At 42.4% G+C, this 16,391-nt stretch carries 11 protein-coding genes; 4 read left to right on the top strand and 7 right to left on the bottom strand.

Annotation, left to right across the window (positions count from 1 at the left end; genetic code table 11):
• Window positions 1-40 precede the first annotated feature (40 nt).
• Both V7K76_RS20560 and V7K76_RS20565 read right to left on the bottom strand, forming a co-directional pair.
• Window positions 41-3,586, bottom strand: coding sequence for a response regulator (locus V7K76_RS20560; protein ID WP_334775258.1), 3,546 nt, complete (start codon window positions 3,584-3,586; stop codon window positions 41-43).
• Between the two features lie 154 nt (window positions 3,587-3,740).
• Window positions 3,741-3,980, bottom strand: coding sequence for a hypothetical protein (locus tag V7K76_RS20565; RefSeq protein WP_334775257.1), 240 nt, complete (start codon window positions 3,978-3,980; stop codon window positions 3,741-3,743).
• 736 nt (window positions 3,981-4,716) lie between these two features.
• On the opposite strand from V7K76_RS20565, the gene V7K76_RS20570 reads away from it, so the two are divergent.
• Together V7K76_RS20570 and V7K76_RS20575 are read left to right on the top strand one after the other, a co-directional pair.
• Complete coding sequence (locus V7K76_RS20570) at window positions 4,717-5,322, top strand: GNAT family N-acetyltransferase (protein WP_334775256.1); 606 nt, start codon at window positions 4,717-4,719, stop codon at window positions 5,320-5,322.
• Between the two features lie 922 nt (window positions 5,323-6,244).
• Entirely contained in the window at window positions 6,245-6,799 is a 555-nt protein-coding gene (locus V7K76_RS20575; RefSeq protein WP_334775255.1) for a hypothetical protein, read from the top strand.
• Window positions 6,800-6,807: 8 nt separating this feature from the next.
• Here V7K76_RS20575 and V7K76_RS20580 read toward each other — a convergent pair whose 3' ends face one another.
• The 4 genes from V7K76_RS20580 to V7K76_RS20595 form a co-directional block, all read right to left on the bottom strand.
• Window positions 6,808-7,956: a histidinol-phosphate transaminase gene (locus tag V7K76_RS20580; RefSeq protein WP_334775310.1), complete on the bottom strand. Its 1,149-nt coding sequence runs from the start codon at window positions 7,954-7,956 to the stop codon at window positions 6,808-6,810.
• 105 nt (window positions 7,957-8,061) lie between these two features.
• Entirely contained in the window at window positions 8,062-8,703 is a 642-nt protein-coding gene (locus tag V7K76_RS20585) for a YqiA/YcfP family alpha/beta fold hydrolase (protein ID WP_334775254.1), read from the bottom strand.
• Between the two features lie 83 nt (window positions 8,704-8,786).
• Window positions 8,787-10,163, bottom strand: coding sequence for a glutathione-disulfide reductase (gene gor / locus V7K76_RS20590; RefSeq protein WP_334775253.1), 1,377 nt, complete (start codon window positions 10,161-10,163; stop codon window positions 8,787-8,789).
• A gap of 216 nt (window positions 10,164-10,379) precedes the next feature.
• Complete coding sequence (locus V7K76_RS20595; RefSeq protein ID WP_335029980.1) at window positions 10,380-11,768, bottom strand: FecR family protein; 1,389 nt, start codon at window positions 11,766-11,768, stop codon at window positions 10,380-10,382.
• Window positions 11,769-12,717: 949 nt separating this feature from the next.
• Between V7K76_RS20595 and V7K76_RS20600 the strand changes: the two genes are divergently transcribed.
• Complete coding sequence (locus V7K76_RS20600) at window positions 12,718-13,878, top strand: hypothetical protein (RefSeq protein ID WP_335029981.1); 1,161 nt, start codon at window positions 12,718-12,720, stop codon at window positions 13,876-13,878.
• 69 nt (window positions 13,879-13,947) lie between these two features.
• Here the strand turns inward: V7K76_RS20600 and V7K76_RS20605 are convergent, their stop codons facing one another.
• Window positions 13,948-14,766, bottom strand: a complete 819-nt coding sequence (locus tag V7K76_RS20605; RefSeq protein WP_335029982.1) for a sulfurtransferase — start codon at window positions 14,764-14,766, stop codon at window positions 13,948-13,950.
• Window positions 14,767-14,985: 219 nt separating this feature from the next.
• On the opposite strand from V7K76_RS20605, the gene V7K76_RS20610 reads away from it, so the two are divergent.
• Complete coding sequence (locus tag V7K76_RS20610) at window positions 14,986-15,909, top strand: tRNA (5-methylaminomethyl-2-thiouridine)(34)-methyltransferase MnmD (protein ID WP_335029983.1); 924 nt, start codon at window positions 14,986-14,988, stop codon at window positions 15,907-15,909.
• Window positions 15,910-16,391: the final 482 nt, after the last annotated feature.

Below are 16,391 nucleotides of genomic sequence, written 5' to 3' on the forward strand. Positions count from 1 at the left end.
CTTAACTCATTGATAATGCTTTCAAATACCAGTCTAAATTTTAGCGATTAACCATTACCTCTGGTGTAACAGCGAAAGTCAAAACTGTTTCATCTACTCCTTTAAGTTCTAGCGGACTACCTTTAGTAATTTCTTCTTCCTGCAAATAATCTGCCACGGCAGCAGAAACCAGGATTGTACCGGGAACAGCAGCAGCTTGCAACCTGGCAGCGATATTTACACTTGGGCCAATAGCAGTATAATCGGCACGTTCAGCGCTACCAAACATCCCCACAACAGCAGTACCTTGGTGGATACCACACCGAAACTGGACGCTAGTAAGTCTGTCGCCATCGAATACACCTTGCTCTCGCCAGCGTTCGTTTAACACAGCTAGTGAGCGGTGCATTGCTCTTGCTGTATTAATAGCACGACGCACCTGTTCATTGGGGGTTAGTTCTTCGGGCGCTCCGTATAAAGCTAAGATCGCATCTCCCATAAATTTATCTACAGTGCCGCCATTACCAAATACAACCTTGGTCATAGCTTCTAAATATTCATTTAGCAACTCTGCGACTCGTCGGGATCTGAGAGTATTTGATAGCTGTGTAAAACCCACGATGTCACTAAACAAAACTGTAATCAAGCGTGGTTCTGGGCGTAAATCTAACGTTAAATCTCCGGTTGCGGCTTTTTGCACCAATACAGCCGGTAAAAAGCGCTTTAGCACCGATTCTGTGAGATAAGTATTTAACTCCACGATTCGCCGCTCATTTTCTTTCAACGCTAAAAGATTCCGAACTTCCGCCAAAAGTTCCCGATCGTTGAATGGTTTTGCTAAATAAGCATCCGCCCCATGTTCTGTACCTTCGATGCGGGTTTCCTCGTCTACTTTCGCTGTCAGCAGAATGATTGGTGTTCCTTTCAACTTCTCCTCATTGCGGATCATCTGAATCATCTCAAGTCCGCTCACCAAGGGCATCATTAAGTCAGTCACAATTAAGCTGGGTAGAATTTCCTTAGCTTTACTGTGCCCTTCATGACCGTTACGAGCTGTTTGTACACGATAACCGTTGCGGCGGAAAATTTCAGATACATAGGTTCGCAAATCTGGGTTGTCATCTACAACTAAAATTGAGTGCTGAGTCTTATGTAGTGAGTCTTGAGTATCAATACTAGTGGGGGAGTTTATTGTAATATCTTCAATATTGTCTGTTGTTGACTCTACTAGTTCTAAATCAGCCAATTCTACGCTAGCGCGGCTCGTATTCAGTTCGGTAGGCGTTTCTAGTACTTGCTGTGGGGGTAAATGAGCATTTCCACTCACCAGCCATAAACTAAAGGTAGTGCCTTGACCGTAAACTGATTCCACAGTGACTTGACCACCATGTAATTCGACCAATTCTTTAACTAAAGCTAAACCTAAACCACTGCCTTCATAGGAACGGTTTGCTGAACCTTCAGCTTGGCGGAAGCGCTCAAATAGATGGGGAATTTGTTCTTTAACAATGCCAATTCCAGTATCTTGTACTTGCAAGACGCAGCGATCGCGCTCAGATTTTAGTCTGACACTAATCGTGCCACCTTCGGGAGTAAACTTCATGGCATTTGACAAGAGGTTATAAACCACCTTGTCAAATTTTTCCATGTCCAAGTACACCGTAGAACATTCATCTAACTGGGTGGCGAGATGCAGTCTCTTTTTCTCGCAGTAGGGACGAAAAGATTCCACAATTTGGCTGACAAACTCGACTAAATCGCAAGGATGGAAGCTAGGCTGCATTCTCCCCGCATTTAGGCGTTGTAAATCCAGGAGTTGATTTACCAGTCGCAGTAGGCGGCGGGAATTACGCAGAGCGATCGCACTTTGGGAATAAGATAATCCTTCACCAGCCGCCACCGCCGACTCTAAAGGCCCTTGAATCAAGGTGATGGGTGTGCGAAACTCATGGGAAATATTTTGGAAAAATTCGGTTTTTTGTTTGTCTAATTCCAGTAAGCGTTCAGCTTGTTGGCGAGTTTTTTCATATAAGTGTGACTGTTGGACAGCGATCGCTGCTTGCGCTGCTACTGCTTTCGCCAAATCGATATCAGACGGTAGCCATTGGCGTACTTTTTTACCTTCATGTAAGGTAATACTACCGATACATTTACCGTCAGCCAATAATGGTACAAACATTAGCGATCGCGCTGGCATTTTTAAAGGCAAATCAAAACCCCGCACATCTGAGGGAGAATTACTCACATTACCAATGACCACAGGTTCATGTGTCTGTAGCATTTGTTGGAGGATGGGATTCTCCTGTATGGATGCTTGAGAATAGGGTAATCTCTGAGTTGGTACGTGATTATTGCCATTTGAATGATTATCTGGGGCTGGCAAGCGTAAATTTTCTAGATGTTGAAAACTGTCATACAAAGCCACACACTCGACAAACTCATCTTCCTCTGTCCACAAAGACAGGACACAGCCATCGACTTGTAAAGCTTGTCCCAATTGCTGGGTGATGGCCGCAAAGATATCTTGCGGATCTAGGCTAGAGCGAATCGCGCTCGTAATCGTATTAATTAGAGCTTCTCGCTTGGCAAGGGCACGTACTTGTTCGTAAGCATAAGCTTGAGATAAAGCTAAGGCTGCTTGATCCGCTACCATCAAAACTAACTGCACCTCATCCTCCCCCCAGAGGCGAGGCTGAAAACACTGGTGCAGTGCTAATACTGCCATCAGTTCTTGTTGGCAGATCAGTGGCACAATTAAACTAGAACGAATATCAGCAGCAGCAAAAGCTTCCCCACGCTCGTGCAGTTCCGCAGTATTACCGTGAATCCGCCCATCATCAATGGCATCGTGAATTACTTGGACTTCGCGGGTTTCCCACACTGTCTGAGCCAAAAGAGGCTGAGGGGAAACAAGAGGATGGGGGGCAGAAGAGATGGGGGGCAGAGGAGAAAGATTTAGTGCTACTTCCCCTCCGATCCCCTGCACCTCTGCTTCTTCAGAAAGAGGCTTCTGATAAATAAATCCTTTATCCGCCAACTGGTCATCTTGGAAAGGACGCAACAGACAGACATCCACCTCCAACATGTGACCCACTGTGTCTACAATTGCTTGCAAAATTTGTCTGTAGTCTAAAGCACTGCGAATCGTATTTGTAACGGTATTCAGCAGCGATTCTTGACGGAGTGTGCGGGTAAGTTCGCGGGTTCTGGCTTTGAGAACATTGTGGGTATCCAAAGCTTGGCGTACCACTGCTTTAAGTTCTTCAGCTTCCCACGGTTTAGTGACATATTTAAATACCTTACCAGCGTTGATTGCTTCCACCAAGTCTTCGACATCGGTGTAGCCAGTTAAAATAATCCGAATAATATCTGGATATTGAGTTGCTGTGAGGCTTAAAAATTCTGTACCGCTCATCATCGGCATCCGCTGATCGGAGATGATCACCGCGACCTCTCCCTCTTGAGCCAGCAGATCGAGGGCCGCAGGGCCAGAGGTTGCCCTTAGCACCTTATAGTCGCGATAGAAAGTGCGGTAAAGCAAGTCAAGGTTGTCTGGTTCATCATCGACAACCAAAATTTTAGGCTTACTGTTTGCTTGGGATTTCATGCACCGCTTTCCTGCTGCAACGGCAGTCGGATAAAGAATAATCTGATCAGTTAAGGATTTTTCTGAGTCAGGCGAGAGCAGAGCATTTCGACCAATAAGGCTGGTTGGCTACATGACTGCTGAGTGTAGGAGCATTTGCTCACAGTAATTCGTCTCAATGGCTTGTGCCGATTACTGTTTGCTTTGGTGCAGTGTAATTGCTTTCATAGTCTGTTTTAGTGTTACAGAGTCGATGCTTGCTTGCCAAATGTTCCTTCACCTCCTGTGAGTAATGTCTGATACCACACACAGCGCTCATAGCTAGCTTAAAAATCCAGATGAAGCTGCATATTAAGTTTTCCCTCCGCAGCAGTTGTACTAACACTTGCAGGTAAATTTTATTTATGATAGTCATGATGGAGTCAGCAAAATCAACAAAATAAGATTGAAAGCCAAAGTATACTATTAGACAAATACCTCTTTCTAATTTAGCAATCAAAACTATGATTCAGACAAGTTGTAGTGGTTGGAGAGCTAGAGATTAGGGATTAGGGAACCTTAAGATTCTTGTACCAGTATATGTATAGCCCATTCATATAATTTCGTAGCAAAGTAGTGTCAGTGTAGCAGCAAGTGCAAAAAAAGTTCAGTACTGCAACCAATGGTGATTTGAAACCAGAGTTTGGCAATGGTGTACTTACTTAACAATTTTGTAGGTGCTGCCTACGGGCAAGTTATGCTATTTCTCTACCCACTCAGCCAAAGCTATATCACTTTACAGATTTTTTTGTGGTAATCAGTCTGATATCCTACCTACCTAAAGCAAGGGATGCACCAGAACCTACTGAATTCAAGTTTATAGATTTATGAAGCTGTAATTCCTAAGACTCTTTCAAAATGCAGGTTAGAAGAGAAAGCAAGAATATGTTTGGCGATCGCTAGTTTTACGCTTTTAAGCGTGCCTTAATCCTGCCTCCTGAAAAAACCTCAGACTTAAAGTATAAAACTTTGTTTGATCCACAAGCAAAAGCGAATTAGCGGTGTTGTGTCACTTCAATCTACTGAGCAGCAATTAAGTTTTCATTTAGTTAAAATGGTGTTTTCGGATATTTGAGAAATTTTCTTAGAATAAAATCAATACTAAACTAGCCTTGAAATATCGGTTTTTTCACCCATACCACCAACAGCCAATCGATCCAGCTTCCTACCAATTCCAAATTCGGACGGCTACACCTGCTGATTTGATTGGTGTTGCCCAAATTATTACTGAAAGCTTTCACTCCCACAAGGGTATATGGGGATGGGCTTTTCCATTGCTACGTCTGGGTATTTACGAAGATTTAAGGCATCGTATGGCATCACCTCCGCCTCGTCATGTTTGTTTAGTCGCTTTTGAAGCTACTACTGGTGAGACTAATAATTTAGTGGGAAGTGTGGAACTGGGTGTACGGTACAGTGATTCCTGGAGCCAGGCTGGCGTAGGTTTTCCTTACTTATCTAATTTAGCGGTTCACCCAAAATACCGTAGACATGGTGTGGCTTCAGGATTACTTACTAGCTGTGAAAAAGTTTCTCGCGAGTGGGGATTTAAAGACTTATATCTCCATGTTTTAGAAAATAACCATCAAGCAAGACAGCTTTATTTCAAGCTGGGATATCGGGTGCATAAAGTCGAATCTAATTGGAATACATTTTTCCTAAGACGCTCAAACCAGATGCTTTTGCACAAGTACTTGAGTGCTGACTCCAGCATCTAAATTTTATTTTGGTAATTGTCAAGTTTTGTGTTGCAATTAATTCGGATAAAATCTGTAACTCATAGCGGTAATTAAAGACAAGATAACTAAGCTAAATATCTAGTACAACACGCTCGAAATCCAGTCACTATCTCAATCAAACAGATAGCCAGTTACTCAAGCAATTGGTTGATGGTATAGCGGTTCCCACTCAAATGCGGTACAAAATTCTATCGTAAGGTGTAGGGGCAATTCATGTAGATGCAAAGCGGTGAAGCAGCGCGGTCTTGGGGGTTTCCCCCACGAGCGACTGCTGAACCCGGAGGGCTTCCCGCAGGGTATTGCCCCTACGGGTGTACCTCACGTGAATGAGAACCGCTATAGACAAATTTCTGCCATAATGTACTAAATAAAAACTCAGAAGCATGAATTTATAAATCGAATAAATAGCTTTTATAATTCTTTTTAGGAAGAATATTCTCATCAGGCTGGTTCCGAAAAATATTATTGATTATTGAAAAAAAAGTCTCTTTTTGGCAAAGATTTTTAACATTATAAAATATTAAGTTTTGCCTTTTGTGATTTATCGTTAACAAATATTTTGAAGTATTCGATTTCGATATAGATAAAATGGATTACAATGGGGATATACGCGAAAATGCGCTTAAAAAAATCCTCAGTTCATCATAATAACTTTGTAATTAAGATATTCATCTTTATAAAAACTTTAAGAAAACACTCCTAGAGTTTACAGACAAATCTAGTTATATCTCATAAAATATAATCACTCAATTACTGAAACAACGTCTATATACTGCTGTTTTAGTTGATTTGAGTAAAAAACTCTTGACAATAAAAGACATTCAAAAACCTGATTTGACACAACACTTATTTAAGTTTTGAAGTGCATACTACTACCACATTCGTTGAAACTTTAAAAAACATGGATAGCGAACAGCATCAACGCTATCAGACCTCTATGTTATCAACTTATTACCCTGAAACAAGTTTCCTTGATTCTATTGTCATGTCAGATGGAACTGAGCAGTCACAAGGCTCGGATATCCTTACACGTTTGCACAGCGGAGAAGTTTTTATCGTCAATAGTCGTAGGAGAAATGGATTACTACTCTTTAAACGCTACCATGCAGAGTTTGCTGGGCCTGGAGCTGCTGTGGGTGGGGATTACGATTGTGATTGCCAAAGGGCACTGCCTATAGGTAATCTGTCTTTATTAATTCCCGAATCTAATGAAGAACGTCAGAAAGCTTACTTGATTAGGCGACAGTGGATTCGATTAATCAAACAAATAACTGAAAATCCACTGCCTGGGCAGCGTGTTCAGAAGATTCTCGATCAATTTGAACAATACTTTCCACCAGAAATAGTGGCTCTTTTACCGGATGTTGCCTTTGCTCTTTTGGTGGGTGTGCTGCCACAAACAGTAGGAATAGTACGCCGTTTGGGCAGTGATATGAACAACAGGTTTAATTACTGAGTGAATTGCTAAGATTCCAAATCTGCCAAAAGAGCTTGGACTCGATTTATGGTGCGGGCGTTTTCCTCTGTGGTGCCGACGGTAATTCGCAATCCTCCGCTAATGTGTCTCACAAGAGTACCCAGCGTCCTAAGTTTCTGGTGGAAAGTTTTTAATGCAGCATCTTGTGAACCAAAGCTATTTGCTTGAAGACGCAGGTAAATAAAGTTGGCAGCACTTGGGGTAATTTGTAGTTCTGGTCGCTGGGATAGAATTTCGATGAGTTTGGCTCGTTCGCTCAGAGTTTGAGGAATTGATTTCAGCAAGAGTGTACGGTTTTGTAAAGCAACTAATGCTGCCGCAATGGAAAAGCTGGGGAGATTGTAAGGTAAGCGAACTTTTTCTAAGATGGCGATCGCTTCTGTATGAGCGACGCAATAACCAACACGGAGAGATGCTAACCGGAAGGCTTTAGAAAAAGTACGTAATATTACCCAATTAGGATGCTGTGCTAATTCACCTACTAAGGTAGTTTGGCTGAATTCAAAATAAGCTTCATCAATTACTACCAAAATATGCTGTGGCAAACTTCTTAACCATGTCAATTCTGCCGCAGTTAAGCTGTTGGCAGTCGGCGAATTGGGATGCACTACGAAAACTACGCGAATGGGGGGATTTTGAGTTTGTTCGATCGCAGACTGTGCGGCGCTGATGTCAATTTCAAAGTTTGTTTCATTTCTTCCCACCGCCACAACAGGAATGCCCAAAGTTTGTGCCAAAATCCCGTACATAGAGAAAGTGGGATTGGCAACCAGAATTGAACCTTCTCCTCTTAGACAGGTGGCGATTAATAAAGAGCGGATAATTTCATCTGAACCATTACCAACAGAAATATTGGCAGCAGTAAACAAGGATGATGAGAGAGCGGCTGATTCATTGACATACTGTGCGATCGCATCTTTAAGTGTTTCATGTCCACCATCGGGATAACGATTTGTTTCAATTACTTGCTGATACGTCCATGCCAGCTTCTCTTTTAACTCAGGTGGTAAATCGTAGGGGCTTTCATTTGTATCTAACCGATCAAACTGTGTGGCGACAGAATTGGCTGTATCGCTACTGGGGTGAGGTTTATAGGCGGTGAATTGGGATAAATCAGATCGGATGAAGGGAAGCATAGTTTTAGTCATTAGTCATTGGTCATTAGTCATTGGTCATTAGTAACTAACAAAGGACAAATGACTCAGAATATTAGTTATGTGTGAGTTTAATATTTTACTGCTTTAAGGTAATTGGCAAAAGAGGTGAATTGCCTGCCAAATTTCTTCCATGACATTACCCAAGGCGTGGTCACTGTCGAGTTCGACTAACTCCACCCAAGGACGAGAACGCGCAAAGTCACGACTAGCTTCGATAGGAATGACTTCATCCTTTTTGCCGTGCAAAATTAGCGTGGAAATAGGACGTTGCAAAAGTTTTTCTTGGTATTGAGCAGCATCTATGACAAAATCGTAACTTAAAGGAATTAATCGCTCTTCCCCGTAGTGGTAGACCATGATATATCTTTCTTGCCGCCAACGCTGTACTTCTTCGTCGCCTAGCTTGGGCAACCAATGGGATAAAAACCCAAAAGCTGGCGCTAGTAAAACTAAGCGTTGCACTTGTAAATTTTGCTGTCCCAAGTGGGCGGCGGTCAAACCACCCAAACTTGAGCCAATGAGCGTTACTGGTGTAGAATCATTGTTGAATTCTGCGGCAACTTGATTTAGCTGACGAGTGATTGTCAACTGGGAAAAATCGCCTGCATTGAGATCGGGAATTTTCAGCTTTGTGTGAATTTGGGTAAAGCGATCGCTTATATCCCGCGCTTTGGCAGAATTAGGGCTAGAAGCAAAGCCGTGTAAATATATATATTGACTAGGCATTCAAATTTTCACATTAGGATCATCCTTAGTCATTGGTCATTGGTTTTAGACAAAGGACAAATGACAAAGGACAAATGACATACTTACCGCATTGTGACAAATTCCTCTGCGGATGAGGGATGGATACCCACAGTGGCATCAAAGTCTTTTTTGGTTGCGCCCATCTTGACTGCGATCGCTACACCTTGGATAATTTCAGCTGCACTTTCACCTACCATGTGAGCGCCTAGAACTTTATCGGTGTTGCTATCAACCACCAACTTCATCATTGTCTTTTCTTGCTTACCAGTCAAACTATAGTACATGGGGCGAAAGCGAGTGCGAAAAACTTTTACGGCATCACCGAGTTTTTCCCGTGCTTCGGCTTCTGTCCAGCCGACTGTCGCGGCTTCTGGGCTAGAAAATATGGCTGTGGGAACAGTTGCGTGACTGAATTCGCGGCGGTTATTCCCGAATTCGCTATCGGCAAAGGCGCGACCTTCGCCAATGGCTACGGGAGTTAAATTGATTCGGTCGGTGACATCGCCAACGGCAAAGATATTCGGTTGACTAGTTTGACTATATTCATTAACTGCGATCGCATTTGTGGTAGGGTACCCAGGCCCTTCGATAGAACTAGCGACAACATCAACCCCAGCGTTTTCTAAACCTAATCCATCTACATTGGGAGTTCGACCGGTAGCTACTAAAAATACATCGGCAATTAGTGGTTCTTGGTCATCTCCTGATAAAGTCAGTTTCAACCCTTCTGGGACACGTTCAATTGCTTTTACCACATTATTCTTAATCAAGCGAATTCCGTGGTTTGTCATACCCTCTTCAATTTCTGTACGCACATCCTCATCAAACCCATTTAAAATCTTTTCACCTCTGGTAACTTGTGTCACCTCCGAACCCAAACCGCGCATAATACAAGCAAATTCCGTGCCGATATAACCAGCGCCAATAATAACGATGTGTTTTGGTTGTTCTTTGAGATGAAAGATTTCGTTAGAGGTAATGCCATGTTCCATCCCTGGTAAATCTGGCTTAACAGGACGCCCACCAACAGCAATTAAAATTTTGTCTGCTGTAATTTTGCGGCCATCAACTTCTACTGTGTGGGGGTCTACGAATGTGGCGCGACCAGAAATTAGTGCCACTCCGGCTTTTTCTAAGAAGCTGATGTGTAGTTGCGACAGTCGCCGAACTTCCTTATCTATAGATGTAATGAAATATTCCCAGTCAAACTCCGCATTACCCACTTTCCAGCCATAGCCTGAAGCTTCACTGAACAGTGCAGGAAAGTGAGAACCATAGACCATGAGTTTTTTGGGAACGCAACCGCGAATCACACAAGTGCCACCAACTAAATCATATTCAGCGATCGCTACTTTTGCGCCGTAGCTAGCCGCTCGTTTGGAAGCCGCCAAACCTCCAGAACCCGCACCAATTACAAACAGATCGTAATCAAAAGTCATAAATTTATGTTCTCTCTAGCAAAAAGTTAGTTCCTGGGAGCTTACACACAGAATCTAATGGAACTATATAAGGATATCTGGTGAATCCTGTATAAGTCCTGCCCTTGATTAATCTAGCGTTAGCAGATGCTATCTGGTCGTAGGGAATATCACTTTTTGCTTTAGTGGCTGTAGAGACAGTAGCTAACACTTGTTATAATTCTGTCCCTAGCGCGTTTATGTGGTTGGTCTTTTCGGTGGCGGTTCTACAGGAGGTGATGTCGGAACTACAGGAGTTGGTGTAGAAACTACAGGAGGTGTTGTCGGTTCTACAGGAGTTGGCGTAGAAACTACAGGAGGTGTTGTCGGAACTACAGGAGTTGGTGTAGAAACTACAGGAGGTGTTGTCGGTTCTACAGGAGTTGGCGTAGAAACTACAGGAGGTGTTGTCGGAACTACAGGAGTTGGTGTAGAAACTACAGGAGGTGTTGTCGGTTCTACAGGAGTTGGCGTAGAAACTACAGGAGGTGGTGTAGTAACTACAGGAGGTGTTGTTGGTTCTACTGGGGGTGGTGTAGAAACTACAGGAGTTGGTGTAGAAACTACAGGAGTTGGTGTAGAAACTACAGGAGTTGGTGTAGTAACTACAGGAGTTGGCGTAGAAACTACAGGAGTTGGTGTAGAAACTACGTTATTATTCTGGGTGCTGACATTATTATTGTTACTATTTCTCTCCGATCGCCGCTGCTCAGTATTTGATAGGACTTGTCCTATATCCTCAAATAAATTTAATGGTGAATCATCTTTTATGGGGTCTAGTGAGGAATTGTCTGTGATAATGTCGTCGGTAGAGGAATTTGAAGGACTAGTAGTTAGCTCTGCAAAAGATGGGTTTTCAACTACTCCCTCACCTGTTATCGGCGTCTGTGCGTTTAAAGCTGCAACAGTTTCAGCTTGAACACTAGCGATCGCTGGGTCGGCTGTAGGTGTAAGATTTTGCTTAGTTAAATCAAGCCCCCGCACCATATCGCTGGTTTCATAAAAATTTCTGAGATCAAAATCGTATAAACCCTGAAATTTGCCTTTAACTATAACCATCATCTGTCCTGCTTGCAGCACTTGAGTTTGAGAAGCTTCTTTATTAGAAACTTCAATGCCGCTATTGGTCAGCGCCCCCACAATTGTGGTATCTGTTTCTTGGTTGTAGCGTACAAATAATGCTGAACCACGAATTGCTGCTGCTGCACTTGGCGTTTGTATAAGTGTTTGTCCTCTTCCAGGTGGGATAAGCAGCAATGCAGTTCCGTTTGAAACTCTAAAGTTGCGAGTATTTGGTAAAAATTGAAATATAGCCTGTTCACCCACTCGTGCTAAAGAGCCGTCGTTAAAGCGCAAGTCTGCTAAAGAAGCCCGACCGGTTGACAAACCATCACCAGGAGTCATTGCATCTGATTTGCGTGCAGGACGTTTCTTGTCTCTATTTCTAGGTATCAGTTGTACTAAGTTGCGGAGGCTCTGAATCTCTGCTCGCGTCAGAGGAGTTATGGCTTTTACCTGATTTGGGAAAGGCAATACTATAATTCCCCATAAAGCAATCACTAATAGTGGAAACGATTTATGAAACATAGTTTGAGAATTTGCGAACTTTAACTAGTACCAAAACAGATGAATCAATTCAAAATTCAAAATTCAAAATTAAAGACAGCCACGCCACTTGCGGGTGGGGTTTCAACAACCCTTGGGAAACAATGATTCTTTCTCGTGCGAACGCTACCGCGAACGCGCCACTTGCAGGCGTTAGCGCGTAGCGGGACGTACCCCTACGGGGAAGCAAGCTACGCGGTAGCGTCTCGTAGAGAAGTACGGTTTTAAACCTCACTTCTTTTCATAAAGGTTTAAGCTAGTACATCACGGCGGAAATAGACCTACCATTCAAAATCTCTGAAAACCTTATGCTCTATTCATTTTGAATTTTGAATTCCGCCTTGCGGTACTAGTGCTAAATTGTTATGTAGCAATCCGATTTGATTTTTGAACTTATTTGTGTAGATAGGCAGTAGGGAATCAGGCTTTTTGAGTTGCACAAAATTTTTCAAAAATCAAATAGAAGTCTTATAGAAAATTTTTTTAGGTAAACTTATCTGGATTTGAGTCTACATTTACATACATAAAATCAATCATAAATAAACTGTGTGTTTAGTTTCTTAAAATTTTTATTCCGAAACTGACATTGTGTGTATTAAAGTTTGTGGAAGATTTAAAAGCAGAATTCTCTTGTTGATACACTTCAGTATCAACCAACTCCCAATCAGGAGTTTCTGAATTTAATGAGCGAGTTTTTTGTTTCAAGAATAAGTCACACATCGCATTATTTGATTAAATACCATGAGAAATTTTCTCGGAATATCTCAGTTTTGTAGAGAAAATCCGGGAGGAAATCTGAAAAGCAGCAATTTTAGTTTGTAAATTAAGTATATACCTACAAAGCTCAGATAGATGCACTCAATTGTATCTTTTGAGTCGGAACTTCTGATGCAGCTTGTGGGTCTACATTTGCCAAATGCGATCAAACCAGATGCGACTCAAGAACTGGAAGAATTTGTTTTTTTGTATTTTGTTAGCGTCCAGTGGTAGAAGCTGTTGTTGCATTCGAGTAAATGCGGCAGAATCTACAAATACGTTAAATCTGGCACAGCAAAAACTAGAAACTACTCAAACCCCAGGCCAAACCAAAGAACCTGAAAATACTCAAAAGCAAAATGACCCGCCACCGCTAGAATCGCAGCCAAGTAATTTGCCTACTTCAGACTCAAAAGAGCAAATATTAAATATGCCTGAGATAAATCAGTCTCAAAGGCTAGAGAGGCTAATGCAGCTGCTACGATCGCCAAAACGGCCACCTAAGTCCGATCGCGATCGCGAATTAGGGTTACGGGTGCGGTTACTACCCCTAGAACAGCAGCCACCACCACCGAAAGAACAACCCGTAGTTAAGTTTAAACCTATCGGCTATCTACAAGCCCATATAGGCTACTTCGAGACGAGTAACATTTTTTCGTCACATGATAGTCCCATCGAAGATGGTTTAATTTTTTCTGGACTGACACTAGCCTCAGCGTATTTCCCTCTAGGATCTAAGACTTATTTAAATGGCTCAATTGATGGGAATCTCATCCGTTATATAAATCAGTCACAATATGATTACAACCAAGTAAGATTTAATCTCAATATTTACCAGCAGTTATCGAGACGAATGTACGGAGAAATCAGTTGGAGCAATCAACAGTTATTTTATGCCAACAACAGCGATCGCCTGGATAGCTTCAAAGCTGGCGATCGCTTTTTAAATGAGAATTCCCTACAACTGTCTTTAGGACGGCGAGATCCCTTAACTCCAAGATTAATCCTAGATAGCTTCTACGAATTTAGTGTAAATTTTTCTGATCCTCAAAGTCGTAATCAGATCATCAATTCCTTTTGGGTTTCTCTAAACTACTACTTGCAAAAGCCTCTCCAGGTTGGTATTGACTACCAAATGAATTTATCAGACTTTACCCAGCGCGATCGAGAAGACCAATTTTATCGGCTATTCGGGCACTTAAATTACCAAATATCCGATACCATTAATATGAATATGCAGGCTGGAGTAAGTTTAGGTAGTTCAACCGACGAAAACATTGATTTTGATGGTTGGTTCTTCAGTATTAATTACAATTTCCAATTAGGCCAGTTTTGAAATTTGTCCTTTGTCATTAGTCATTTGTCCTTTGCCAAAAACCAATGACCAATGACTAATGACCAATGACTAATAACTAATCCAATCACTCCAACTGCCAGCATAAAGTTTACCCTTGCTAATGCCAGCTAATTCTAAAGAAAGTAAATTCACACAAGCAGTAACGCCAGAACCGCAATAAACCAAGATTTCTTCGGCTGTTTCTAGCTTTTCCCAGCGACGACGTTGTTCTTCTTGAGGCAGTAGGTAGCCGGAAGAGTCTGTAACTTCTTGCCAAGGATAATTGACTGCACCGGGAATATGTCCGGCGATTTTATCAATTGGTTCTCGTTCTCCTCGGTAGCGATCGCTCTCTCTTGAATCTACTAATACTACCTCATCGCTGTCTTTCCGGCTTTTCACCTCTGTAATATCTACCACCTTTTCTGTTTGTACTTGGGCTACAAACTCACCCTTTCGGGGATGAGGAATAATATCTGTAACAGAATACCCAGCTTTTTGCCATCCAGCAAAGCCGCCATCCAGTACTGCTACTTGCTCATGTCCAAGATAGCGCAACAGCCACCATAAACGAGCCGCAAAAGCAAAGCGCGAATCATCATAAGCTACAACTAAAGTTTTTTGGTAATCTACCCCAATTGCTGCCAATTTGTTAGCTATATCATTGGGGTTAGGTAAAGGATGTCTCCCGCCATGCTTACCGACTGGACTGGAAAGATCCTGATTCAAATCTAAGTAATACGAACCTTCTATATGACTCTTTAGATACTGTTGTTGTCCTAGTTGTGGTTCGGCTAAAGAAAAGCGACAATCCACAATAACGACTTGCGGATCTTCTAGATGTTCAAACAGCCAAGTTGGCGAAACAAAAAATTGAGTATTGGGCATGGGGCATGGGGCAAAGTGGTAGAGGTGATACCAATTCTGTATGAAGATGCGCTAAATCATATTTAAGTACAAGGAAGAAAACGAACCGCATTCGCGTTAGCGTCTCCCCTTGGGAGAAGGACGCAAAGGACACAAAGAAAGAAAGAAAGAAAGAAGTAAAAAGGGTTTGGCGCAGCCTCACAAAGAAATGGTATGAGAATGACAAATGACAAATGACCAATGACAAACTTAGAAAATTTTACACCTAAGCTAACAGCAGATGGTTCTTTTACCTTTGTCTCTCAAGAGTTTGGTGAATCTTTTCACAGCCATTATGGAGCTATGCAGGAGAGTTTTTGCAAGTTTGTGGAACCTACTCAACTAGCTACAGCCGCTCAAAAACCAGTCTTGCGACTATTGGATGTTTGCTATGGTCTAGGATATAACACAGCTGCGGCTTTGCAGACAATTTGGGCAGTGAATCCTAGTTGTTGTGTTGAAGTAATCGGTTTAGAACTGAATCCAGCAGTGCCACAAGCGGCGATCGCTCATCACTTGTTCGATAATTGGAACTGTAACTATATTGAAATTTTAAAACAGCTAGCTTGTGAGCATCAAGTGCAAACGCCTTACCTGAAAGCAAAGCTACTAATTGGCGATGCCAGAAATACGATCAGGCTAGTACATCAATCGGGTTTCTGGGCAGATGCAATTTTCCTCGATCCCTTTTCACCACCTCAATGTCCTCAATTATGGACTGTTGAATTTATTAAACAGCTGTCATTGTGTTTACATCCAGATGGTTTATTAGCCACCTATTCTTGTTCTGCTGCTGTACGCACAGCATTTTTGTCTGCTGGCTTGGTGATATATTCTACCCCACCCGTAGGAAGGCGATCGCCTGGTACTATGGCAACACATTCTCGGATGGCTGAGTCTAAAAATCATTCAGCACTCACCACCCTCTCGCAAGCTGAAAAAGAACACTTACTAACTCGTGCTGCTATCCCTTATCGCGATCCTCAATTGAGCGATCCAACCGAAGTCATAGTAATGCGGCGACAACAAGAGCAACAAGCCTCTTGCCTGGAACCTACCTCCCGTTGGCGAAAAAGGTGGCTGTTGGGAACACAAGGCAGGGATTTTATGGGAAATAGTTTGTAGTTTGGTTGTGATGTTTACGACAGGCTACGCCTACACAATTGTAAGCCTGATTATCAGTCTTTACAGCAGTTTTCATGTATTTGAACCACATCTGTCGTAGGGGCACAGCATTGCTGTATTGGTGTCAACTTAAGCTGAAACTCCTTTAAAACCTCGTTTCCAGCCTCCGGCTGGAAATGCAACTCAAAAGCGGCTCTGCCGCCAGGAAGAGAGGCGGAGCCTCAACGACGAGCATTCCCAGTCGGAGACTGGGAACGAGGCAAAATAAATTTCCGGGCTAGTAGGCTAAAGTCTATTTCAGTAGACTGGAGATTTTTGGCGATATTTAGTCATCTTCAGATAACTTTAGCTATTATACGGGAATTGAAATTCCCGGCGGACAAGCGGTTTCACGTTAAGTTGACACCAATGAGCATTGCTGTTGCCCCTACTTACATGAAAATACCTGTAATTCCAGAAAAGTTAGACATTTTTTGCCAAAA

Source organism: Nostoc sp., from assembly GCF_036917975.1.
Taxonomy (GTDB): domain Bacteria; phylum Cyanobacteriota; class Cyanobacteriia; order Cyanobacteriales; family Nostocaceae; genus Nostoc.

Coding starts and splice junctions, on each gene's coding strand:
- V7K76_RS20585 (WP_334775254.1), bottom strand. CDS start 8,703: ATGCCTAGTCAATATATATATTTACACGGCTTTGCTTCTAGCCCTAAT.
- V7K76_RS20565 (WP_334775257.1), bottom strand. CDS start 3,980: ATGACTATCATAAATAAAATTTACCTGCAAGTGTTAGTACAACTGCTG.
- V7K76_RS20560 (WP_334775258.1), bottom strand. CDS start 3,586: ATGAAATCCCAAGCAAACAGTAAGCCTAAAATTTTGGTTGTCGATGAT.
- V7K76_RS20600 (WP_335029981.1), top strand. CDS start 12,718: ATGCGACTCAAGAACTGGAAGAATTTGTTTTTTTGTATTTTGTTAGCG.
- V7K76_RS20580 (WP_334775310.1), bottom strand. CDS start 7,956: ATGCTTCCCTTCATCCGATCTGATTTATCCCAATTCACCGCCTATAAA.
- V7K76_RS20575 (WP_334775255.1), top strand. CDS start 6,245: ATGGATAGCGAACAGCATCAACGCTATCAGACCTCTATGTTATCAACT.
- V7K76_RS20595 (WP_335029980.1), bottom strand. CDS start 11,768: ATGTTTCATAAATCGTTTCCACTATTAGTGATTGCTTTATGGGGAATT.
- V7K76_RS20610 (WP_335029983.1), top strand. CDS start 14,986: ATGACAAACTTAGAAAATTTTACACCTAAGCTAACAGCAGATGGTTCT.
- gor (WP_334775253.1), bottom strand. CDS start 10,163: ATGACTTTTGATTACGATCTGTTTGTAATTGGTGCGGGTTCTGGAGGT.
- V7K76_RS20605 (WP_335029982.1), bottom strand. CDS start 14,766: ATGCCCAATACTCAATTTTTTGTTTCGCCAACTTGGCTGTTTGAACAT.